At 72.9% G+C, this 21,584-nt stretch carries 19 protein-coding genes and 1 pseudogene; 6 read left to right on the top strand and 14 right to left on the bottom strand.

Annotated features, from left to right (window positions below):
* Nucleotides 1-3 precede the first annotated feature (3 nt).
* From ABZV06_RS21375 to ABZV06_RS21330, 10 genes are all read right to left on the bottom strand, one after another.
* Nucleotides 4-1,398, bottom strand: coding sequence for a class I adenylate-forming enzyme family protein (locus tag ABZV06_RS21375; protein WP_355238969.1), 1,395 nt, complete (start codon nt 1,396-1,398; stop codon nt 4-6).
* A 278-nt stretch (nt 1,399-1,676) separates the two neighbouring features.
* On the bottom strand, nt 1,677-2,027 hold the full coding sequence (locus tag ABZV06_RS21370) for an antibiotic biosynthesis monooxygenase family protein (protein WP_355238972.1): 351 nt from the start codon (nt 2,025-2,027) through the stop codon (nt 1,677-1,679).
* Nucleotides 2,024-3,274 carry a beta-ketoacyl synthase N-terminal-like domain-containing protein gene (locus tag ABZV06_RS21365; protein ID WP_355238975.1) on the bottom strand — a complete coding sequence of 417 codons (1,251 nt, stop codon included), beginning with the start codon at nt 3,272-3,274 and terminating at the stop codon, nt 2,024-2,026. Before ABZV06_RS21365 ends, ABZV06_RS21370 begins: the two co-directional genes overlap by 4 nt.
* Nucleotides 3,271-4,539, bottom strand: coding sequence for a beta-ketoacyl-[acyl-carrier-protein] synthase family protein (locus ABZV06_RS21360; protein ID WP_355238978.1), 1,269 nt, complete (start codon nt 4,537-4,539; stop codon nt 3,271-3,273). Before ABZV06_RS21360 ends, ABZV06_RS21365 begins: the two co-directional genes overlap by 4 nt.
* On the bottom strand, nt 4,536-4,940 hold the full coding sequence (locus ABZV06_RS21355; RefSeq protein WP_355238981.1) for a cupin domain-containing protein: 405 nt from the start codon (nt 4,938-4,940) through the stop codon (nt 4,536-4,538). The genes ABZV06_RS21360 and ABZV06_RS21355 overlap by 4 nt, the downstream gene beginning before the upstream one ends.
* Nucleotides 4,933-5,688: an SRPBCC family protein gene (locus ABZV06_RS21350; RefSeq protein WP_355238984.1), complete on the bottom strand. Its 756-nt coding sequence runs from the start codon at nt 5,686-5,688 to the stop codon at nt 4,933-4,935. The genes ABZV06_RS21355 and ABZV06_RS21350 overlap by 8 nt, the downstream gene beginning before the upstream one ends.
* Nucleotides 5,685-7,115, bottom strand: coding sequence for an acetyl-CoA carboxylase biotin carboxylase subunit (locus tag ABZV06_RS21345; protein ID WP_355238987.1), 1,431 nt, complete (start codon nt 7,113-7,115; stop codon nt 5,685-5,687). The genes ABZV06_RS21350 and ABZV06_RS21345 overlap by 4 nt, the downstream gene beginning before the upstream one ends.
* A 16-nt stretch (nt 7,116-7,131) precedes the next feature.
* The gene (gene accB / locus ABZV06_RS21340) at nt 7,132-7,716 is read right to left on the bottom strand and encodes an acetyl-CoA carboxylase biotin carboxyl carrier protein (protein WP_355238990.1); all 585 of its coding nucleotides are present in this window, start codon (nt 7,714-7,716) and stop codon (nt 7,132-7,134) included.
* Nucleotides 7,713-9,452, bottom strand: coding sequence for an acetyl-CoA carboxylase carboxyltransferase subunit alpha (locus tag ABZV06_RS21335; RefSeq protein WP_355238993.1), 1,740 nt, complete (start codon nt 9,450-9,452; stop codon nt 7,713-7,715). The genes accB and ABZV06_RS21335 overlap by 4 nt, the downstream gene beginning before the upstream one ends.
* Entirely contained in the window at nt 9,449-9,787 is a 339-nt protein-coding gene (locus ABZV06_RS21330; protein WP_355238996.1) for a TcmI family type II polyketide cyclase, read from the bottom strand. Before ABZV06_RS21330 ends, ABZV06_RS21335 begins: the two co-directional genes overlap by 4 nt.
* A 446-nt stretch (nt 9,788-10,233) precedes the next feature.
* On the opposite strand from ABZV06_RS21330, the gene ABZV06_RS21325 reads away from it, so the two are divergent.
* From ABZV06_RS21325 to ABZV06_RS21305, 5 genes and pseudogenes are all read left to right on the top strand, one after another.
* Complete coding sequence (locus ABZV06_RS21325) at nt 10,234-11,043, top strand: BTAD domain-containing putative transcriptional regulator (protein ID WP_355623569.1); 810 nt, start codon at nt 10,234-10,236, stop codon at nt 11,041-11,043.
* Between the two features lie 93 nt (nt 11,044-11,136).
* Entirely contained in the window at nt 11,137-11,484 is a 348-nt protein-coding gene (locus tag ABZV06_RS21320) for a TcmI family type II polyketide cyclase (RefSeq protein ID WP_355239002.1), read from the top strand.
* A gap of 1 nt (nt 11,485) precedes the next feature.
* On the top strand, nt 11,486-12,835 hold the full coding sequence (locus tag ABZV06_RS21315; protein ID WP_355623566.1) for an NAD(P)/FAD-dependent oxidoreductase: 1,350 nt from the start codon (nt 11,486-11,488) through the stop codon (nt 12,833-12,835).
* A gap of 1,241 nt (nt 12,836-14,076) precedes the next feature.
* A pseudogene (locus ABZV06_RS21310) lies at nt 14,077-14,313 on the top strand (hypothetical protein); the annotation flags it as partial.
* A gap of 213 nt (nt 14,314-14,526) precedes the next feature.
* Entirely contained in the window at nt 14,527-15,732 is a 1,206-nt protein-coding gene (locus tag ABZV06_RS21305) for a low temperature requirement protein A (protein WP_355623563.1), read from the top strand.
* Between the two features lie 24 nt (nt 15,733-15,756).
* Here ABZV06_RS21305 and ABZV06_RS21300 read toward each other — a convergent pair whose 3' ends face one another.
* Nucleotides 15,757-16,584, bottom strand: a complete 828-nt coding sequence (locus tag ABZV06_RS21300) for a hypothetical protein (protein WP_355623560.1) — start codon at nt 16,582-16,584, stop codon at nt 15,757-15,759.
* 231 nt (nt 16,585-16,815) lie between these two features.
* On the opposite strand from ABZV06_RS21300, the gene ABZV06_RS21295 reads away from it, so the two are divergent.
* Entirely contained in the window at nt 16,816-17,022 is a 207-nt protein-coding gene (locus tag ABZV06_RS21295; protein WP_355239014.1) for a hypothetical protein, read from the top strand.
* A gap of 230 nt (nt 17,023-17,252) precedes the next feature.
* Here ABZV06_RS21295 and ABZV06_RS21290 read toward each other — a convergent pair whose 3' ends face one another.
* The 3 genes from ABZV06_RS21290 to ABZV06_RS21280 all read right to left on the bottom strand — a co-directional run bounded on the left by ABZV06_RS21290 (nt 17,253) and on the right by ABZV06_RS21280 (nt 21,272).
* On the bottom strand, nt 17,253-18,770 hold the full coding sequence (locus tag ABZV06_RS21290; RefSeq protein WP_355623557.1) for a hypothetical protein: 1,518 nt from the start codon (nt 18,768-18,770) through the stop codon (nt 17,253-17,255).
* Nucleotides 18,771-18,947: 177 nt separating this feature from the next.
* Nucleotides 18,948-20,912: an amino acid transporter gene (locus tag ABZV06_RS21285; RefSeq protein WP_355239347.1), complete on the bottom strand. Its 1,965-nt coding sequence runs from the start codon at nt 20,910-20,912 to the stop codon at nt 18,948-18,950.
* Nucleotides 20,913-21,131: 219 nt separating this feature from the next.
* Entirely contained in the window at nt 21,132-21,272 is a 141-nt protein-coding gene (locus ABZV06_RS21280; protein ID WP_355239019.1) for a hypothetical protein, read from the bottom strand.
* Nucleotides 21,273-21,584 lie beyond the last annotated feature (312 nt).

The raw sequence follows: 21,584 nt of genomic DNA, 5'->3' as shown, positions 1-21,584 counted from the left end.
CGGTCACGACGTCACCGCCGAGCGCAGCACGTCGGTCGAGCGGACCAGCTTGCCGGTGGTGGTGCGCGGCAACGCGTCGAGCAGGCGCAGCACCCGGGGTCGCTTGTAGCCGGCCAGCCGCTCGGCGAGGAGCTTGTCCAGCATCTCTTCCGACAGGGGGCCGTCCGGCTGGACGTACGCGGTGATGCCCTCGTCCCACACCACCACGGCGGCGGCCACGCCCGGCAGCTCGGTGACGGTCGCCTCCACCTCGCTGAGGTCGACCTTCAATCCGCCCACGGAGACCTGCGAGTCGAGCCGACCGCGCACGGTGACGAGGCCGGTGTCGGCGTCGACGGTGCCGGCGTCACGGGTGTGCAGCCAGCCGTCGGCCCAACGGGTCGGGTCGCTCAACCCGACGTACGGCGACGCCGGGCAGGACACCCACAGCTCGCCGCCGGACTCGCGGACCTCGATGCCGGGCGCCGGAGCGATCGACGGGCGGTGGGCACCGTGCAGGTCGGTGCCGATCACCCCGACCTCGGTCATCCCGTACATGTTGCCCAGCGGCACCCCGTAGCGGTCGGTGAACGCCTGGGCCACCGCGGCGGGCACCAGCTCGCCGCCGGTGGTCATCCGTTGGAACTGCGGCAGCGGGCTGGACGGCCGGGTGGAGGCGAGCAGACCGATGTGGAACGGCACGCCCAGCACCGTGGCCGGCGTGGCCTCGGCGGCGATTGCGGCCAGCACGGCGTCGCCGCTGAGCCGCTGCGGCGGCACCAGCTCCACGCCGGCGTGCAGCCCGTAGAGCAGGCCGCCGACCAGGCCGAGCACGTGCACCATGGACGGCAGCAGGATGATCCGTTCACCGGGCAGCGCCACACCGTCGATCCGGGTGTAGCGGCGCACCTCGGCGACCAGGTCGGCCGCGGTCCGGCCGATCACCTTCGACGGGCCGGTCGAGCCGGAGCTGAGCTGGATCACGGCGTGACCGCTGACCGCTGGACTGTCCGCGTACCGGGTGACGCTCTCGGTGACGTCGACGAACACCTTCAACGCGCCGCCGCCGGTGCGCAGCGGGGCGACCACCACCTGTGGGGTGAGCCGGGTCAGCGCTCGGTCCACCTCGTGGTCGGTGAGCCGGTGGTCGAGCAGGATGGCCTGCCCGCCGGCTCGCCACGTGGCGAGCAGATTGACGACGTACGCCAGCGACGGCGGCAACCGCAGCGCGGCAGCGCCGCCGGGACGCAGTCCGGCCGCGGTCAGCCGATCCTGCGCGGCGGTTACCAACCGGTGCAGGGTGGCCCGGTCGATCGGTTCCGGTAGGCGGAGACAAACATCGGTCGGACGGCCGGCGAACAGGACTTCGTCCACCCAGCCGGGGTCATCTACCGTAAGGTTTTCGGCGACATGAGTCATTGCCCCCACCATTCGACGCGCAGCGCAAAGTAGGGCATAGGAGCCAATTTTTGGCATCTTTCGAGGTGCTGCCGGAACCCTACGACAGCCGCGCGCGGCATCGCTAGATGCAAATGGCTAGATCAAAATGAGCGCCCGGACCGATTGCCACATACCGACGCCGACCACTCGTTCACGCCCGCCGCCCGTGCTGGTCCGCTGTCCGTGATCGACTCCATTTCGCCGATGTGGGGGTATCCGGACGTCCGGATACCCCCACATCGGCGAGTTGGTGTGGATCAAACGGCCGTGCTTCCTCCGGCGGCCGTGAGGGGCACCTCGTCCGGGGTCTGGGCGTGGATGGTGAAGCGCAGCGAACGGGCGTCGGTGAAGCACTCCCGCATCGGACGGACCAGGTCACGGTGCTCCTCGGTGCGCTCCCACGCCTCGAAGTCGGAAAGGTCCGCCCACTCGCTGGTGATCAGCCACTGCTCCGGGTCGGTCGACGAGCGGCACACCTGGTCCACCAGGTGCCCCGGCACGCCGTCGGCGACGAGGTGCCGGATCTCCTCGTACGCGGCGAGGAACTGCTCGGTGCGCGGTTCCGGCACCCGGACCAGGAAGACCACTCGGGCCCGCTGCTCGCTCACGGCATCTCTCCCCTCGTCGGCGCGGCCCCCCGCAGGACCAGCGCGCTGTTGAACCCGTCGAAGCCCCGCGCGCAGACCAGCGCGAGGCGACTGCGCGGCCGGCGGTGCTCGCGCAGGAAGTCCAGCTCGCACCCGTCGGCGACCTCGTCGGGGCTGGCCGAGGCGGGCAGCGTGTCGTGCGCGAACGCCAGCAGCGCGGTGGCCACGTCCAGCGCCGAGCCGCCCTGGTGCGCCCGGCCGGTCAACGGTTTCTGCGTAGTCACCGGGGGCGGCCCGTCGGCGAACACGGCGCGCAGCGCCGCCGCCTCGCTGCGGTCGTACCGGGGTACGCCGAGGGCGTCGGGCAGCACCACGTCGATTGCGGTCGCCGCGACGCCGGCCCGGTCCAGGGCCAGCCGCATCGCCCGCGCGTACTGGATGGGATCTCCGGCGCTGTCGGCGGTGGTGTGCGCGGCGTCGTGGGTGGCGCCCCAGCCGCTCACCTCCCCGTAGATCCGGGCGCCCCGGGCCAGCGCGTGCCCCAGCTCCTCCACCACGAACACCGCGCCGCCCTCGGCCGGCAGGTAGCCGCTGGCCGCCGCGTCGAACGGCCGGTACGCCCGCTCCGGGTCGGCGACGTCGCTGAGCAGTCCGGAACGTAGCTGGCAGGCCAGGGCGTACGGGCTCAGTGGACACTCGGTCGCCCCGGCGATCACCACGGGCGTACCGCGGCGCACCGCGCGGGCGGCGTGCGCGAGGCTGTCCAGCCCTCCGGCCGTCTCCGCGACCAGCACCCCGCTCGGCCCCTTGAACTGGTGGTGGATGGAGAGCTGTCCGACACTGGCGGCGTAGAACCAGGCGATCGACTGGTACGCGCCGACGGTGCGCGACTGCCCACCCCAGAGCCGTTGCAGTTCCCGCTGCCCGAACAGGTTGCCCCCGGACGAGCTGGCCAGGGCCACCGCGTACCCGTACGGGTCGGGCGCCTTCTCGGGCAGCCCCGCGTCGGCCAGCGCGAGGCGGGTGGCGGCGAAGCCGAGGTGCGTCCACCTGTCGGTCTGTACGAGCTGCCGACTCTCGGCGTACGACTCGGCCGCGAAGTCGGGCACCTCGCCGCCGAAACGGGTGGGATAGCCGGCCGGGTCGAAGAGCGTGATCGGTCCGGTGCGCCGGGTGCCGGCCAGCACGGTACGCCAGTGCGCGTCCACGCCGACGCCGCTGGGCGCGACCACACCGATGCCGGTGACGACCGCCCGGGCGGTGCTCACGCCGCCGCCGGGAGCCGGCGGAACACCATCGCCGACTGGAAGCCGCCGAACCCGCTGCCCACCGACAGTGCCACGTTCACCGGCACCTCCCGCGCCTCGTTGGGTACGTAGTCCAGGTCGCACTCCGGGTCGCGGGTGCTCCAGTTGGCCGTCGGCGGTACGACACCGAACTCGATCGCGAGGGCGCAGGCGGCCATCTCGATCGACCCGATGGCCCCGAGTGAGTGCCCGATCATCGACTTGATGGAGCTGATCGGCACCCGATACGCGGCCTGGCCCAGTGCCCGCTTGAAGGCGGCCGTCTCGTGCCGGTCGTTCTGCCGCGTGCCCGAGCCGTGTGCGCTGATGTAGGAGACCTGTTCGGGGATGATCCGGCCCTGCCGCAACGCGTCGGTGACGGCGAGGCCCATCTCCAGCCCGTCGGGGCGCAGCCCGGTCATGTGGTAGCCGTTGCTGCGGCTGGCGTAGCCGGCGACCTCGCAGTAGACGTGGGCGCCGCGCCGTCGGGCGTGCTCGGCCTCCTCGAGCACCAGCACTGCCGCACCCTCGGCCAGCACGAACCCGTGCCGGTCGGCGTCGAACGGGCGGGACGCGTGCGCCGGGTCGTCGTTGTCGGGACTGGTCGCCTTGATCGCGTCGAACGAGGCGACGGTGACCGGCGAGATCGGCGAGTCGGCCGCACCGGCCAGCACGATGTCCGCCTCACCGTCCACGATCATCTGGTGGCCGTAGCCGATGGCGTCGATGCCCGACGTGCAGCCGGTGGAGACCACCTGCGCCGGGCCGTGCAGCCCGTGCCGGCAGGCCACGTCCGCGGCGAGGCTGCTGGGCACCAGCGCCTGGTAGAGGTACGGGCCGCCGAGCGCCGCGTCGACCAGCCACCGCCGACCGTGCTCGCTGACCCGCACGTACTCCTGCTCCAGGGCCATCGTGCCGCCCACGGCGGTGCCGAGCACCACCCCGGCACGGTCCCGCTCGGCGTCGTCGAGCACCAGGCCGGCGTCGGCGATGGCCTCGGTGGAGCAGGCCAGCGCGAACTGCACGTACCGGTCGGCGCGCCGCCGCTCGCTGTCGGTGAGCCCGGCGGCGACCGGGTCGAAGTCGCACTCGGCGGCGATCTGCGAGCGGAACGGCGACGGGTCGAAGAAGCTGATCCGCCGGGTGGCCGTACGTCCCTCGGTGATGGTCTTCCAGAACCGGTCCCGGCTGGCGCCGCCGGGAGCGACCACACCCACACCGGTGACCACGGTCCGACGGGCGGTCATGATCCGCCCCGCTGTTCGACGAGTTCGGTGTCGACGTGCCCCAGCTCCGGGCGCGGGGCGAGCGGACCCAGGTGGAAGACCACCTCGGCCGACTCCGAGCCGGTGTTGCGCAGCCGGTGCCGCACGTTGACCGGCACGAACAGAGCCTCGCCGGCGGCCACCTGGGTCGGCTGGTCGTCCAGGTCCACGGTGATCGCGCCGCGTGCCACGTACAGGAACTCCTCGCTGTAGGGGTGGTAGTGCTCGGCGATCCGCTCCCCCGGCGCGAGCGTCGCCACCCCGAGGAAACCGGAGGTGCTGCCGACGGTGCGGGGGCCGAGCAGCACCCGCAGCTCGCCACCGCGTCGCCGGTCGGCCGGTACGTCTGATGCCACGATCAGCCGGGTGCCCAGATCACTCATCGCCGGCCTCCGTCCCGGCGAGACCGGCGACCGGACCGACCTGTCCGGCGCGTTCGCGGGCAATCCGCTCGACCCGGTCCTTGATGACCGCGAGTTGGATGACGCTGTTGGTGTTGATCCGTTCGGTCATGGCGGCGTTGTCGACGGGCGCGGTCGGCTTCATGGCGAAGTCCTGCGTCCAGGTCATCCGCGTGCCACCGGCCTCCTCGGTGTAGCGCCAGTGGATCCGCATGTACTCGAACGGCCCGGTCTCCACCCGGTGCGCCCGCACCTGACGGCTGACCGGGTCGGCGGTGCGTTCACTGACCCAGCTCCAGGCCACCCCGTTCTCGTCGGGGTACATGGTGAGGCGGAACCGCACGGTGTGCCCGTCGCGGTGCAGGATCTCCACCACGGCGTACTCGGTGAACAGCTCGGTCCAGTTCGCGACATCGTTGGTGACGTCCCAGACCACGGCGAGCGGCGCCTCGATGACCACGAAGTTCTCGGTGTGCCCGGGTGGGTCGGTGCGGCGGGCGACGAGGTCGGCCACCGCCCCGATGCTCAACTGCCCGGCCTGTTCCGGGATGCTCACCTGCCACCGGTCGGCGACGACCGCGGAGAGTTCCAGCAGGGCGAGCGAGTCCATGCCCAGCTCCTCCAGGGACGCGGCGGGCGTACGGGCCGCGGCGTCGGCGTCCAGGCCGCAGTGCGCCACCAGGATGTCGGTGATCTCGGCGGTCATCGGGCGACCATGGGTGACGGTCATCGTGTCCTCCTGTGGGTTACGTCGGGCTCCGCGGCGGGCGCGGCGCGAGGTGTGGGGGTGGTCGCCGGCTGCGGTGCGGGCGCGGCGAGCAGACGGTCGACGAGGCCGGTGGTGTAGCGGCCCTTGCGGAACCCGGCGTCGTCGAGCACCCGTCGGACGAATCCGATGGTGGTGTGCACGCCCGGGCCGGCGATGTCGAACTCGTCGAGGGCTCGTTCCAGCCGGTTGAGCGCCAGCTCCCGGTCGGGCGCCCAGACCACGACCTTGGCCAGCAGGGAGTCGTACCAGGGGCCGACCAGGTAGCCGGCGCGGGCGTGGGTGTCCACTCGGGTGAACGGTCCGCCCGGCGGGGTGAACCGCTCCAACCGTCCGGGTGTCGGGGCGAAGCCGCGCGCCGGGTCCTCGGTGTTGACACGGCACTCCACCGCGACGCCGCGCAGCCGGATCTCCTCCTGCCGCCACCGCAGCGGCACACCGGCCGCGATGTGCAGTTGCTCGTGGACCAGGTCGATCCCGGTGACCATCTCGGTGACGGGGTGCTCCACCTGGATCCGACAATTGATCTCCAGGAAGTGGAAGCGTTCCTCGGCGTCGACCAGGAACTCCAGCGTGCCGGCGCCGACGAAGCCGACCTCCAGAGCGCCCCGGAGCGCGGTCTCGGCGATGCTGTCGAGGGTCGCGGCGGACAGCGCCGGAGCGGGCGCCTCCTCGACGAGCTTCTGGTGCCGGCGCTGCACCGAGCAGTCCCGGGTGCCCAGGTGCACGCCGTTGCCGTGGGCGTCGCAGAGCACCTGCACCTCGACGTGCCGCGCCTCGGTGAGGTAGCGCTCGACGTACACCCGGTCGTCGCCGAAGGCGGCCTGGGCGGCGGCCCGGGTCCGCGCGTACGCCCGGGCCAACTCGGTCGGGCGGCGCACGACTGTCATCCCCCGGCCGCCGCCACCGGCGGCGGCCTTCACGATCACCGGATAGCCGACGGCGTCGGCGACCTCGGCCGCCGCGACGGCGGTCGGCACCGGCGCGACGCTGCCCGCCGGCAGCGGCAGCCCGGCCCGGCTCATCAGGGCCCGGGCCGAGGACTTGTCGGCGAGCGCCGCCATCACCGCCGGCGGCGGGCCGATGAACGTCAGGCCGTTGTCCGCGCAGATCTCGGCGAAGTCGGCGTCCTCGGAGAGGAACCCGTACCCGGGATGCACGGCCTGCGCGCCCACCTGTCGGGCCGCCTCCACGATCGCGGCGGCGTTGAGGTAGCTGCGTCGGCTGGACGCCGGTCCGATCCGGACGGCCTGGTCGGCGAGGCGGACGGCTGCGGAGTCCGCGTCGGCGGCGGAGTAGACCACCGCCGTGCGGATGCCGAGTTCGCGGCAGGCCCGCAGCACCCGCAGGGCGATCTCGCCCCGGTTGGCGATCAGCACGGTCTCGAACACGTGGTCACCCCCGCCGTCAGGCCGGATCCAGCTCGACCAGCGGCTGGTCGTACTCCACCGGCTGACCGTCCTCGACGAGGATCGCGACGACCCGACCGGCCCGGTCGGCGCTCACCTCGTTCATCAGCTTCATGGCCTCGACGATCGCGACCGGCTGGCCGGGGCGGACCAGGTCGCCGACCGCGACGAACGGCCGCGCGCCAGGTTCCGGCGCCCGGTAGAAGGTGCCGACGATCGGCGCCCGGACCGCGGCGCGTCCGGGCACCGGGGGCCGGATCAGCGCGGCCGGCGGGCCGGGCACGGCCACGGTCGGCAGCGGCGTGGTGACGGCCTGCGGCAGAACCGGGGGTACGTCCGATCCGGCGGCCGCCTCGCCCGGGTGCCACTCGACCTCGAGCACCGTCGTCCCGCTGCGCAGCCGGATCCGGCGTACCGGTCCGGCCAGCTCGGCGAGCAGGTGGCGCGCCTGTCGACGCAGTCCCGCCAGCACCTCCTCGTGGTCCGTGTCGGTCTCCTGCGGTCCGTTCGCCGGGAGGCGCCCGTCGACGTCCGCCCGGCCGTTCGGGCCGTCGGCGGTGGACACGGTGGCGCCGGCCGTCATCGAGCACCCACCTGGGCGCCGGCGCGGGTGGCGCCGAACCGGCGGAAGCGCTGCCGCCGTAGGCGGACCAGCATGGCGGGCGGCACGTCCAGCAGCGGTAGCAGGTTGGCCAGCAGCGCGGCGCGCAGCCGCCGGGCGGTCTCGGCCGGGTCGTCGTGGGCGGCCGTGGCCGGCTCGGGGACGATCTCGTCGACGACGCCGAGGCGGCACAGGTCGGGTGCGGTCAGCCGCAGCGCGCGGGCCGCCTGCGGCGCCGCCGAGCGGTCCGGCCAGAGGATGGCGGCGCAGCCCTCCGGACTGATCACCGAGTAGACGGCGTGTTGGAGCATCAGCACCCGGTCGGCGACGCCGAGGGCCAGCGCGCCACCGCTGCCGCCCTCACCGGTGATCACCGTGACGACGGGGGTCGGCAGCACGGTGAGGGTGAGGATGTTCTCCGCGATGGCCGCGGCCTGGCCCTGCTCCTCGGCGTTGATCCCCGGGTCGGCGCCGGGTGTGTCGACGAGGGTGATCACCGGCAGGCCCAGTCGGGCGGCGAGACGCATCAGCCGTAGCGCCTTGCGGTGCCCGGCCGGGCTGGCCATGCCGAAGTTGCGGGCGACCAGGTCGGCGGTGGTGTGGCCCTTCTGGTGACCGATCACCATCACGTGCCGGCTCGCCAACCGCGCGAGACCGCCGACGACCGCGGGACAGTCCCCGCCGAGCCGGTCGCCGTGCAGCTCGACGAACCCGTCGAAGACGGAGTCCAGATAGTCCAGGGTCGTGGGTCGGCCCGGGTGGCGGGCCGTCCGCACGGTCTCCCACGCGTCGTGCGTCGTCGGCTGCGGGCCGTCGCCGGCCGGCGGACGCTGCCCGTCCGGTGGGACCGCGTCGGCCAGGCGCTCGTGGTGCCGCGCCGGCTCCTGCCGGGGTACGGGTGTGCGCGTCGGACGGCCGGCGCGGGCCGCGGCCAGCAGGGCCGCCAGGCAACCTCGCAACGACCGGCGCTGCACCACCATGTCCACCTGACCGTGGCGCAGCAGGAAGTCGGCGGTCTGGAACCCCTCGGGCAACGCCCGGCCGGTGACCTGGCGGATGACCCGTGGCCCGGCGAACCCCATCCGCGCGCCGCTCTCGGCGAGCACCAGGTCGGTGTTGGTGGCGAACGACGCCGCCACCCCGCCGTAGGTCGGGTCGGTGAGCACGCTGACGGTGAGCAGACCCGCCTCGCGCAGCGCGGCGATGGCCTGGCTGACCGTGGCCATCTGCATCAGCGACAGGGCGCCCTCCTGCATCCGCGCCCCGCCGGACGCGGTGACCAGGACGAGCGGCACCCGGTCGTCGAGCGCCCGCTCGGCGGTCCGGGTGATCAGCTCGCCCACCGCCACGCCGAGGCTGCCGCCGAGGAACCGGAAGTCCATCACCGCCAGGGCGGCCGGGTGCCCGCCGATGGTGGCGGTGCCACAGAGGACCGCCTCGGGCAGGCCGGTGGCGGCGCGCGCCGCGGTGAGCCGGTGCGGGTACGGCAGCACGTCGACGAACTCCAGCGGGTCCGCCTCGGGCACCCGGTCGGGCAGCAGGCGCAGCGAGCCCGGGTCCGCGAGCAGCCGCAGCCGCTCCGGCGCGCCGAGGCGGGAGTGTGCGCCGCACTCCGGGCAGACGTCGAGGTTGCGTCGCAGCCGTTTGCGGTAGAGCAGGGTCGCGCAGCCAGCGCACCGGGACCAGAGCTGTTCCTCCTGCCCCGCGGTGGCGGTCACGAGCGTCCCCCGGCGTCCGGGGCGTCGAACCGGTAGAAGCAGTGCGCCATCGCGTCGCGCGGGGAGCTCCAGGTCGACAGGTACGGCGAGACGTACGGCCGTAGCCGGTCGCTGACCCGGACGAACTCGGGGTGTTCCCGGGCGGCCTCCACCGCCGGCTGCGCCGGATGCTCGGTCTCCAGCAGGTGCACGTAGAGGTCGTGCAGTCGGTACAGCGCGCGGTGCCGGACGCCGACCAGGCGCGGCAGCTCGGTCGCGTCCGACTCGGCGAAGATCTCGGCGACCCGTTCCTCGGCGGTCGGTACCACCTTCGCGACGATCAGCGATCGGTCCATGGCTGGGCCTCCCCCCACGGCGTCCAGGTCGGCTCGACGAGCCTGCGGACGCGCTGGACGACTGCCGCCACGATGCGGGAGCCGTCGTCACGACGGCGTCACGGCGACGGACCGGGCAGCGACGCCCAACGGTGACGCTGCGTTGACGCAACCTGTGCATGAGCTATGCGTCCCTTGTGTGCAGCGCGCCCCGACGAATTGATGTTTTAGCAGTTCGGAACCGATTTCATGGTTACCTGGTGAGCGACGACAAGCCGCCGTCGGCGTTGACGCACCGTGACTGTTATTGATAATCTTCACGGTGGTCAGCCCGGCGGCTCCGCGGGTGGTGCCATGCCTGGACAGCCGTGGTCGGATTCCATCGACGGAGTCGACGGTGGCGGCGCGGGCAGTCGATCCGGGACACAGCAGACAGTCGGGACGAGCGTTCCGCAGGGGGTGCCGCCGTGGCCGCTGATCCGTCCGTGCCGACCGCCGGAGGTCCCGGCGAGGGCGACCTCACGCTGCACCTGCTCGGCGGTTTCCGCCTTCTGCACGCCACCGCGCACATCGTGGTGCCGCGCGGGCTGCAACGGGTGATCGCGCTGATCGGGCTGCGCCCCGGCGCCACCCGCAGCCAGGTGGCCGGGCTGCTGTGGCCCGACGTGTCCGAGGAACGGGCGCTGTCCTCGCTGCGGACCGCGCTGTGGCGGCTGCGGCAGGACCCGTGCTGCCCGATGACCGTGGCCGGCGACACCGTCCGGCTGGCCCCGGCCGTACGCCTCGACGTGGACGACCTCGTCGGGACGGCCGAGCGGGTCCGCAACGGCGACGACCCGCGGACCACCGCCGGCGCGCTCGCCGCCGGCCGGCACGACCTGCTGCCCGGCTGGTACGACGACTGGGTGTTGCTGGACCGGGAGCGGCTGCGGCAACTGCGTCTGCACATGCTGGAGCAGGTGTCCGCCCAGCACCTCGCCGCGGGTCGACACGGCGAGGCGTTGGAGGCCGCGTTGGAGGCGATGGCCGCCGAGCCGCTGCGCGAGACGCCGCACCGACTGGTGGTACGCATCCACCTCGCCGAGGGCAACGCCTTCGAGGCCGTACACGCCTTCTACGTCTACCGGGACCTGCTGCGCCGGGAGCTGCGCCTCGAACCCAGCCCGGCGATGAGCGCGCTGCTCGACGACACGCTCGCCCCGATCCGGGCGGCCAGCCGCCCCGCCACCGGGCGGGACACCGCCGCGCGGCCGTCACCGGCCGGACGGCCGACGTGACGGTGACGTGACACGTCCTACGGCACGGTGACCGCATCGAGCACGTGACCACCGGCCCCCGGGTCGGGATCGGCCACCGGCGGAAGGGGTCCCATGAGTCGTCTACTGATCGTCAGCCGGATCATCCCGGGCGCGGAGGGGCGGGTCGCCCAGATCTTCGCCGAGTCCGACGCCACCGAACTGCCCGGTCTCACCGGCGTCACGCACCGGTCCCTGTACTGCCTGCACGACGTGTTCGTGCATCTCATCGAGACCTCGGACGTGAACCCGGGCGCCCTCGCGGCCGCCCGCAACCACCCGCTGTTCCAGCAGGTCAACGAACGGCTCGCCGCGCACACCTCGCCGTACCTGTCGACCTGGCGCTCCCCGAAGGACGCCATCGCCGACTGCTTCTACCGCTGGGACGCGGTCGACGCGGCGGCACCCCACCCGGCGGGCTGACATGTCCACCGCAGGACCGCACGTCCTGATCATCGGTGCCGGCACGGGCGGCCTGTGCCTGGCGCACGGGCTGCGTCGCGCCGGGATCAGCGTGGCCGTCTACGAGCGCCACCGGCACAGCGGCGAGGGGCTGCTCGGATACCGCGTGGGCATCGGTCCCACCGGCAGCCGGGCGCTGCGTGACTGCCTGCCGCCACAGCTGTTCGCCACGTTCCTGGCCACCTGCGCCCGGCCGCCGAGCTACTTCAACGTCGTCACGCAACGGCTTCGGGAGACCGCGTCGTTCGAGCTGCGTCCGGCGGTCGATCCCGTACGCACCGAACACTCGGTGGCCCGGACGGTGCTGCGCCAGGTGCTGCTCACCGGCCTGGCCGACGTGGTGCACTTCGGCAAGACCTTCGTCCGGTACGAGCAGCGTGACGACGGCACGGTCACCGCGTACTTCGCCGACGGGAGCAGCGCCACCGGTGACCTGCTGGTGGCGGCGGACGGCACGCACTCGGCGGTACGCCACCAGTACCTCCCGCACGCGGTCACCCGCGACGCCGGCACCATCAACATCGCCACCCGCATCCCGTTGACCCCGCAGACCCGCGACCTCGTGCCCGAGCGGGTCGGCAAGGGCATCTCGCTCATCTTCGGCGCCGGCGGCACCATGGGCGTGCTGCACGTGATGGAGTTCAAGTGGAGCCCCGACGGGGCGATCAAGTCCGGCGTCAACGACGAGGACGCCGCCCTGCTCCGGGCCTGGTCCGGCCTGTCGGAGAACACCAGCGCCGACTACATCAACCTCATCATCTGGAGTACGGCCCGTCGGTTCCCGGTCGACGTGCTGCAACGCCGGGGCGAGGACCTGAAACGGGTCGCGCTGGACCTCACTCCCAACTGGCATCCACACCTGCGGGAACTGCTGCGGATCAGCGATCCGGGCAGCGTCCTGCCGATCAAGGTGAGCACGTCCGAACCGACGCCACCCTGGAAGAGCAGCACCGTCACACTGCTCGGGGACGCCATCCACACGATGACGCCGGGGCGCGGGGTGGGGGCCAACACCGCGCTGCGCGACGCCCGGCTGCTCTGCCGGCACCTGTCCAGCGCCGTCACCGGGGACAAGACGCTCGTGCAGGCCGTGGCGGACTACGAGGCCGCGATGGTGCCCTACGGCTTCGCGCGGGTCGCCGAATCGCTGAACCGCAGCGGCACCAGCGGCGACGACCGGATGTACCGTCCGGTGGTCGGGCGACTCGCGCTGCTCGGCGCGCGTGGCTACTTCGGAGTGACCAGCCGGGTGCCCCCGCTGCGACGCCGTTTCGTCGACGACTTTCACACCTACGAGGGCGACCAGGACTGACCACGGCACCACCGACCCGGGTACGGCGTGCGAGCGCCGGCCCGGGTCGTCCTCTGTCCATGCCCCGTGGTCGGTCGCCGCGCTGGTCGGGGCACGCTTGCGGCGCTGGTCGGGGCGCGACGACGGCCTGGGCGGGTGGACGGTCCGGGGCGACGCTGCGTCACCCGTCGCGCACCACACGCGGTGACGGACGACGGCGCGCGCCATACGGCCAGTCCTCTCTGTCGTCGTCCGAGCGCGTGTGCGAAGCTGCGGCGAGTTTTTCTCGTGACTTTCTCGACGACGTGAGAGGGAGGTTCGCCGTGGAGTGGTCTATCGGACACTCGCTGATAGTGGTAGTGGCGTTGTTGCTGGGCCTGGCCGCCGGATGGTTGCTGCGCGGCCGGCAGAGCGCGGGGGTCACCGGCAGGCCCATCGTGGACGGTGATCCCGTCGCTGGTCTGGCCGTTGTCAGCAGCCCGGAGCCACCGGCCACGACCGACGAGGCCCGACCGGCGGCGAGCATCGACTCCCCGCCCGTGGTGGTGGCCGACGAGCCGGCCCCGGTGGACACGGTCAGCGCGCCTGCCGCCGTGACCACCTCGGACGATTCCACGCCGAACGCCGTCGACCCGGGCGACATGGCCCTCACCGACCCCCCGCCGCCCGTTCCCGCCGCCGAGCGGACCGACGAGATCGACGAGCCGGTCACTGCCGACGAGCAGTCCGGCCCGGCGACCGTGATCGCCCCGCGCCAGCCGCTGGACGACAGCACCGACACGCCGTCGCCCGAGGCCACCCCGGCCGAGACCGCACAGGCGGAGACCAGCCCGGTCGAGACCAGCCCGGTCGACACCACGCCGGTCCACCCGGTCGACGCCGGCCTGAGCACGACTGACGCCGCCGAGACCGACGCCGAGCCGGCAGAGCCGGCCGTCGCCACGCCGGTCGCGACCACGGCGGCCGACAGCACGCCGGCCGACACCACGCCGGCCGACACCACGCCGGCCGACACCACGCCGGCCGACACCACGCCGGTCGACGCCACGCCGGCTGAGACCTCGCCGCTCGACACGACGCCGGTCGACACCACGGCGGTCGACACCACGCCGGCTGAGACGTCGTACAACGAGGCGACGCCGGCCGGGACGGCGGCGGACGTCGACGACGCCGAGCCGGTGCGGGCCACGCCGCCGGTCCGGGACGCCGACACCACGCCGGCCACGGCGGCGAGCGCGGACACCGACCCGACGGGCCGGGCCGACGACTTCCGCCGTATCCAGGGTGTGGGGCCGAAGATGGCCGCCGCGTTGCAGGCGGCCGGCGTGCGTACCTACGGCCAGCTCGGCGCGCTGGACGAGCCGGCGCTGCGCGACCTGATCCGGGCCGCCGGTCTGCGCGCCGCGCCCGGGTTGGCCACCTGGCCCCAGCAGGCCCGGTTGCTGGCCGGCGTCGGTGACGAGGCGGCCGCGGTGCTGCCCGGCGGCGACCAGGGCTGAACTGCCACCGTGAACCCCCGGTCTTCCGCGCGGACGACCGGGGGTTCGCTCGTTCCGGCCGCGTCACGAAGGGTGCCCGCCGCTGCCCGTGATCGACCACCCCGGTCGGGGGACGAGGGGACGAATCCCCAGGTGGCGCGCGGCGCTGCTGGCTAGCGTCGGTCGAGGTGGGCCGGACGGTCCGCCGAGTCCACCGGCACCGCAGGAGCGAGCGTGCACCTCCCCGCGCCGGAGCCCGGCCCGGAGAGGTCCCGACCACCGGTACGCGACCCGGAGTCCCCGCGACGAGTGACGCTGCTCGAACTCTTCTTCGACCTGGTCTACGTGGTGGCGCTCGCGCTCATCTCGCGGGGCATGGTCACCCAGCTCGACTGGCATCGCGCCGGGCAGGCGTTGATCCTCCTGGCCGCCGTCTGGTGGACGTGGGCGATCACCACCCTCGTCACCGACCTGTACGACCCGGAACGAACCGAGATCAAGCTGCTGATCTCCGCCGTCATGTTCGGCGCCCTGCTGATGACCACCGCGATCCCGGAGGCGTTCGGCGCGCGCGGCCTCGTCTTCGCCGGCACGTACGTGGTCATCCACCTCGGCCGCGGGCTGTTCCTGATGCCGGCCGTGCGCCGCCAACCGCAGACCCAGCGCAGGGCGTTACGCATCTTCGCCTGGTTCGCCGTGTCGGCGATCCCCTGGATCATCGGCGGGTTCGTCGCCGGCGACGCCCGGATGGCGTGCTGGGCCATCGCGCTGGCCATCGACTACACGGGCTTCCGGCTCGCGTACCCGGTGCCCGGGCTCGGGGTGGTGCCGGAGCCGCAGCGCAACGTCACGGCCGAGCACCTCTCCGAGCGGTACCAGCAGTTCTTCATCATCGCCCTCGGCGACGCCATCCTGACCATCGGCACGATGTTCAACCTGAACCACACCGAGGCGCAGAACATCGTGTCGTTCGCCGTGGCGTTCGCGACCACCCTGTTGCTGTGGCGGATCTACGTCCACAAGTCCGGCCAACTGCTGCCGTCGGCGATCAAGATGTCCGGCGCGCCGGGGAGGTTCCTGTTCACCGCGCCGTACACCCACCTGCTGATGATCGCCGGAGTGGTGACCACCGCCTCCGGGTTCGACCTGGTGCTGCACGACCACCCCGGCCGTACGCCGCCGGCCTGGGTGGCGGTGATCCTCGGCGGCCCGGCACTGTTCCTGGTGGGTCGGTCCTCGTTCGAGTACGAGGTGTTCAGCAGGGTGTCGCCGTCCCGGGCCGGCGGCCTCCTGGCCCTGTTGACGATCGCGCCCGCGGCGATGTACCTGCCACCGTTGGCCGCCTCGTTCGGCGCGCTGGTGGTGCTGGCCGGGGTCGCGTACGCGGACCACCTCCGCAGTCGAGGCAAGCCGCCGGAGTCCCCCGCACCGCCGCACTGAACCGGCCGCCGGCCGGCGGCCGGTTCACACCAACGCGCCCGCGTACGCCCGGGCCTGTAGCCGCTGCCCGGCGTTGTCGCCGAGGCGGACCTGGAGGCCCAGTGGCACGGCCGCGCGGCGTACGTCGTCGACGTGCAGCGAGCCGTGCCGGTCCACGGTCAACACCGGCGGCTCCTCCAGCTCGCCGACGGGCGCGTGGAACGAGAGCAGGGTCACCGAGGTGGTGAGGTAACCCGGGTAGGCGGCACGGGCCACCGCCTCGTCCGGGTGGGCGAGCACCACCAGGTCGTCGAGGTGGGCGAAGTCGGCGGTGAGCGCGCCGGCCTTCCAGTGCGCCGGCTCGTCGACGGCCCCGGTGTGGTGCCGGGACCGGTTCGCCGACGTGATGTAGAGGTGGTCGGTGCCGGTCTCGGCGAGCGCCCGCTCGAAGAACGTGTTGGACGGGCAGGTGAGACCGGGAGCGATGACCTGGGCGGTACGCAGACCGCTGTCGACCTGTGTCAGGTGCTCGGGCAACCGGTCGGCGGCCGGCCCGCGGAAGCCGAACGGACCGCCCCCGTAGAGGGCGTCCATCAGGGCCCGCACCCGGCCGACCGGCAATCGCGGCGAGATGCGGGACCAGTCGAACATCCCCGGGATCCGCCCGATCGCGGTGGTGATGCTGCCGACCTGGTGAGCCGCGCGGCCCTTGGCCAGGTTGACCCGGCGCACGGTGGCCGGGTCGGGGCGGGTCACGAGGGCGTAGACGTTGGCGAACGCCACCGCGACGATCGCGCCGCCGGCGAGCGCGCGGGCGGCGACCGCGACGTCCTCGGGGCGGTCGATGTGCAGCGACGGTGTCGGGACGTCCATGGGTCCTCCTCGGCGGGCCGTGAGGCAGTTCTACGTCCGCTGCCCGCTGCGACGGCCGGGTGGGTCGGCGATCCGATAGCAGCCCGCCGATACGTGGTGCGGGCGGCTGATGCCGACATCAGCCGGACGGACGATGCCGCCGGGCACGCCTTCCGATCACCGTTAGCCGCGCGACCCGATTGGGTACAACGCCTGCACCTCAGATACACCACATTCCTTCAGGAGGCAGCGATGCGCGGCACCTCGATACTCGGAGTCATCGTCGTGATCTGGCTGGTGATCGGTGCGATCGCCGGCGGTCAGCGCGGGTACTACAGCGGCGACGACACCAACTGCGCCGAGGCGGGGACGATCCTGGTCACGGTCGTGGCCGGACCGCTGAACTACATCGGGGCCAACCCGAAGGTGAAGTGCAAGCTACCCGAGCCGTCCAAGTAGGACCGACGCCGTCGAACGGCCCGCGCCCGTGCAGGGCGCGGGCCGTTCGACGTCCGGGGTCGCCGGCTCGATCCCCCGCAGAGCGGGCGCGGGCGGTCGGGGTTGCCACACCGCCTGGGCCGTCCTAGGAGGCTGGTTCGGAGGCGTGGCTGCGGCGACGGGACGAGCACGCCCGCCCGGACGCTGTCCGGGCGGGCGGATGTGCTCAGGATGGATGACGCTGGCAGGCCTCAGCGGAAGCAGTGGGCGATCGGTACGGCGCTGCCCTCGCAGTTGGTCGGCTCGTTCTCGACGACGACGCTCTCGTCGTCGATCTTGATCTGGGCGTGCTCGGCGAAGATGCCGCCCGGCTTCACCGTGGCCGCGTTGTGGGTGACCTTGGTCGTGTAGAGCGCCACCGAACCCGCGGAGGCGTAGATGCCACCGCCCTTGGACGTCGCGCCGACCGCCTCGTTACCGGTCACGTCGCTGCCGCGGACGAGCAGGTTGGACTTCTCGGCGTAGATGCCGGCGCCGATGCCGTGCGTGGTGTTGCCGGCGACCACGCTGTCGTCGAGGGGCAGCAGACCCTTGACGGTCGAGATGCCGCCGCCGTTGACGGTGGAGGTGTTGCCGCGAATGGTCATCTTGCGCATCACGAGCACCGCGTCGGAGTTGGCGGCGCCGCCGCCGACCTGTGCGGTGTTGTTCAGCAGCTCGGTGTCGTAGACCTTGGTCCGGGCCGAGAAGCTGGCCAGGCCGCCGCCCTGCCCGGCGCTGTTCTCGGCGAGCGTGCTGGTGTCCACGTCCGCCGCGCCCCGGTAGTTGCCGAGCCCGCCGCCGTACCCGTTGGCGCTGTTGTGGCGGAACTCCGAACGCTTGACCGTCAGCACACCGCCGTTGAGCAGGCCCCCGCCCTTGCCCGCGGCGCCCGAGGCGCTGTTGCCGACGAACGTGGAGTCGGTGACCACCATGTTGCCGTCGTTGAAGATCCCACCGCCACCGCCCTCGGGCGACAGCGACGTGCTCTGGGTGACGGTGACCCGTTCCACCACCGCCGTCGCGCCGTGCACGACGTGCACGCTGCCGCCCTCGATGGCCGAGCGGCCGTTGTGCAGCTCGACGTCGCGCAGGGTCAGCTCGCCCCCGTCGCGGACGGTGAAGAAGCGGAACGCCTCGGCCTGGGCGTCGCGCGCGATGGTCGCGCCGGCCCCGTCGACGGTGATGGGCTGGTAGATCACCGGCAGGCCGGCCGTGTCGTCGGCCGGGTTGTGCGGCGGGGCGTCGGCGTCCCCGGGGGTCTCCGCGGCGTCGGCCTGCTCCCGGGCGTCACGAATCCCACCGTCGTACTGGTCGGTCTCGTGGAACGCCTCGGTCAGCGTGTACCGGCACCGGGGAGCGAGCCGCAGCTCCCCGCCGCCCTCCGCGTTGGCCGTCACCAGCGCGGCCACCAGCTTCGCCGCGTCGCAGGGCACCTCGACCACGCCCCGCTTGCCGGTCCCCGGAGTGTGCGGCCGGGCCCGCTCGGCGTCCTCCCCGCCGCGCTCCGGGGTGGACCCGTCTCCGGACCGCCGGTCGTCGTCGCGATCGGCCGCGGAGGTCAACCTCCCCAGGACTCCGAGGGAGAGGTCACGGTCGGCGGCGGCGGCGACGCCGGCCACGCCGGCCGCCCCCACCACCAGGCTCCCGGCCAGCAGCCCGCCGGCTAGGAACCATCGGGACCGCCGTCGGGGTCGGGCTGGGCGGTCTCCTGGTCGGTACGTGGACATCCGGTGCCTGCCTTCCTGCGTACGTGCCATGACCACGCCGCATCCGGGCGCGGGGGGGCCGGACGTGCCGCCGACCACCAGAGGTCACGATATGACCGCAATACGGACAGGAGGGTGTGAACGTGAATAGTGCTGCCATTCATCTTTTTCGGCACCTTCGGCACTAGAGGGCTCGGTTCACCCGCCGACGTGGATGCCGGGACGACGCAGGGGGTCCCGCTCGGTACGGCGGATGATCTCCCGCACCACCGGCGGGGTGTCCCCCCGACCGAGGATCAGATAGCGCAGCAGGTGCGCGATCGGGCTGCCCTCGGACCACTCGAAGTGCGCGTGCGGACGTACCCCGGTCGCGTCCCGCAGCGCGAGCAGGATCGCGGCGATCGCGTTCGGCGCGGCCGGGCTGCTGGCCCGCAGCACCCGGAAGCCGGCCACCTCGACGCCGTGCACCTGCAGCACCTGGCTGAACCCCGACGGGTCCACCACGTCGATCTCCAGGAACAGCACGTCCGCCGCCCCGGGCACCGGATTCATCCCCCGCTGCGCCCGCTCCTTGATCGTGTACTCCTTCACCGAACCGCTCTGCCGCTTGTTCGCGATCAGGTGCAACTGCCCGTCGTGGGCCAGCGACTCGGCGACGAACCGGCGGGCCGGTTCGTCGAACTCGATCCGCTCGGCGCGCAGCTCGGTGGTCCGGGTGATCCGGGAGATCAACGACACCGCGACGATGCCGAGGATGAACAGCGCCGAGATGGTGATCCCGTCCGGCTGCTCGATGACGTTCTCCAGCAACGCGTACAGCAGCACCAACGTCAGCACGGTGAAGCCGACGGCCCCGGCACGGTGGCGACGCCGGATCGCCGAGATGGTCACCGCCACCGCGCCGGAGACCATCATCGCCAGGATCCCCGTGGCGTACGCGCCGGCCTGGGCGTTGACGTCGGCGCGGAAGGCGATGGTGATGGCGACGCTGACCACGGTGTAGACGATCACCACGGGGCGGACGGCGCGTGCCCACTCCGGTGCCATGCCGTACGAGGGCAGGTAGCGGGGCACGATGTTGATCAGCCCGGCCATCGCCGACGCCCCGGCGAACCAGAGGATGAGCACGCTGCTCACGTCGTAGACGGTGCCGAACACCTCGCCGAGATGGGTGTGCGCCAGGAAGGCCAGCGCCCGTCCGTTCGCCGCGCCGCCCGGCCGGAACTCGGCGGCCGGGACGAGCGCCGTGGTCACGAACGTCGTCGAGATGAGGTACACCGACATGATCAAGGCGGCGGTGGTGAGCAGCCGCCGGGTGTTGCGGATGCGGGCGGCCAGCCGTGCTGCCCGGTCCGGTCCGTCGGCCGCCACCAGGGGCATCATGCTGACTCCGGTCTCGAAACCGGACAGCCCCAGCACCAGCAGCGGGAAGGCCAGCACGGCGGTGAGCAGCACGTGGCCCGGTCCCCCGCCGCTCGCCGTCAGGGCCGCCGTCCAGTCCGACACGATGGCGGGATCGTCGGCGATCCGGGCCACCGCGACCACCACGATCACCGCGTTGAGCACGAGGAAGACCGCCACCAGCGGGATGGCGACCACCACGGCCTCGCGGAAGCCGAGCAGGAACACCCCGCCGAGGACGAGCAGCAGCGCGACCGTGACCAGCACCGGCACCGCCCGGCCGTGCAGGGCGTCCGGCAGGTACGGGTTCTCCAGCAGGTGCACGGTGGCGTCGGCCGAGGACAGGGTGATCGTGATGATCCACGAGGTGGCCACGAACCCGAGCAGCACGAGCACGAAGATCTTGCCCCGCCAGAACGGCAGCAGTCGCTCCAGCATCGCCACCGAGCCCTGCCCGTGCGGGCTTTCCTGGGCCACCCGGCGGTACATCGGCAGCATGCCGAACAGGGTCAGCGCGACGATCAACAGGGTCGCCAGCGGCGAGAGCGCGCCGGCGGCCACCGCCGCGATGCCCGGCAGGTACGACAGGGTGGAGAAGTAGTCCACGCCGGTCAGGCACATCACCTGCCACCAGGCGTGCCGGCGGTTCTGCCCCTCGGCCGTCTCCGGGCCGGGTGGCTGCACCTGGTGCTCGAAGAGCCACCGCCGCAGCGGGCTGGCCGGCGGCGCCGAGCGGGCCGGACTGTCCACCCGCTCGGGCATCACGACACCCTGCCGACCACCCCGGTGCGGGCGGGCCGGATCGCGGGCGGCGCGCAGCGCCGGGTCCGGCCCGGTCGGCGTGTGGCGTCGTCCGTCCCAGCGTCGCGGTTTCGCCCGGTGCTCGTCAGCCATCGCCCGTCCCACCCTCGCAGGTCCTGATCCGACCGTAGGTGCCAGCCGACGGCCCGAGCGGCGGAACCGGGTAGCTGGATGCCCTGGTCAGGACAGGTCCGCGCCGGTGGACGGCCGAGGCGGGGTCGCCGGCTCGACGACGCCTACCGCCGGGCGACGGTGTCCCCCACCGGTCACCCGGGCCGGCGGACGACGCGCGGCGACGATGCGGATCGGGGCTGCTCTCATCGCGCACCCGGCCGGGCGGCGGGCCGCGAAACCGGGCCGCCCGGTCGCAGGGGGCCGGGCCGCGCGGGACGGGGTCGGGCGGCGGGACGGCGCCGGGCCAGGACGGTCATGGCGCGGGCGTACCCGGAACGGGCCCGCCGACACCCCCGGATGCTCCCGCTTCCACGCCCCTGCCGACGACCGACGCCGTTCCCCGCCCGCCACTCCCCCGTCGCCGGCCGGCACCCCCCCGGCGGGGCGGCCCCCGCCGGGGGGGACGTCGCCCCCCGTAGCAAACAACAAACCCCGTAGGGTAAGGGTTTGTGGAGGATG

Source organism: Micromonospora sp. NPDC005172, from assembly GCF_040608555.1.
In the GTDB taxonomy this organism is placed as follows: domain Bacteria; phylum Actinomycetota; class Actinomycetes; order Mycobacteriales; family Micromonosporaceae; genus Micromonospora.
The sequence above is the reverse complement of the archived record's forward strand: the minus strand, read 5'-3'. Positions and strand labels throughout refer to the sequence as shown.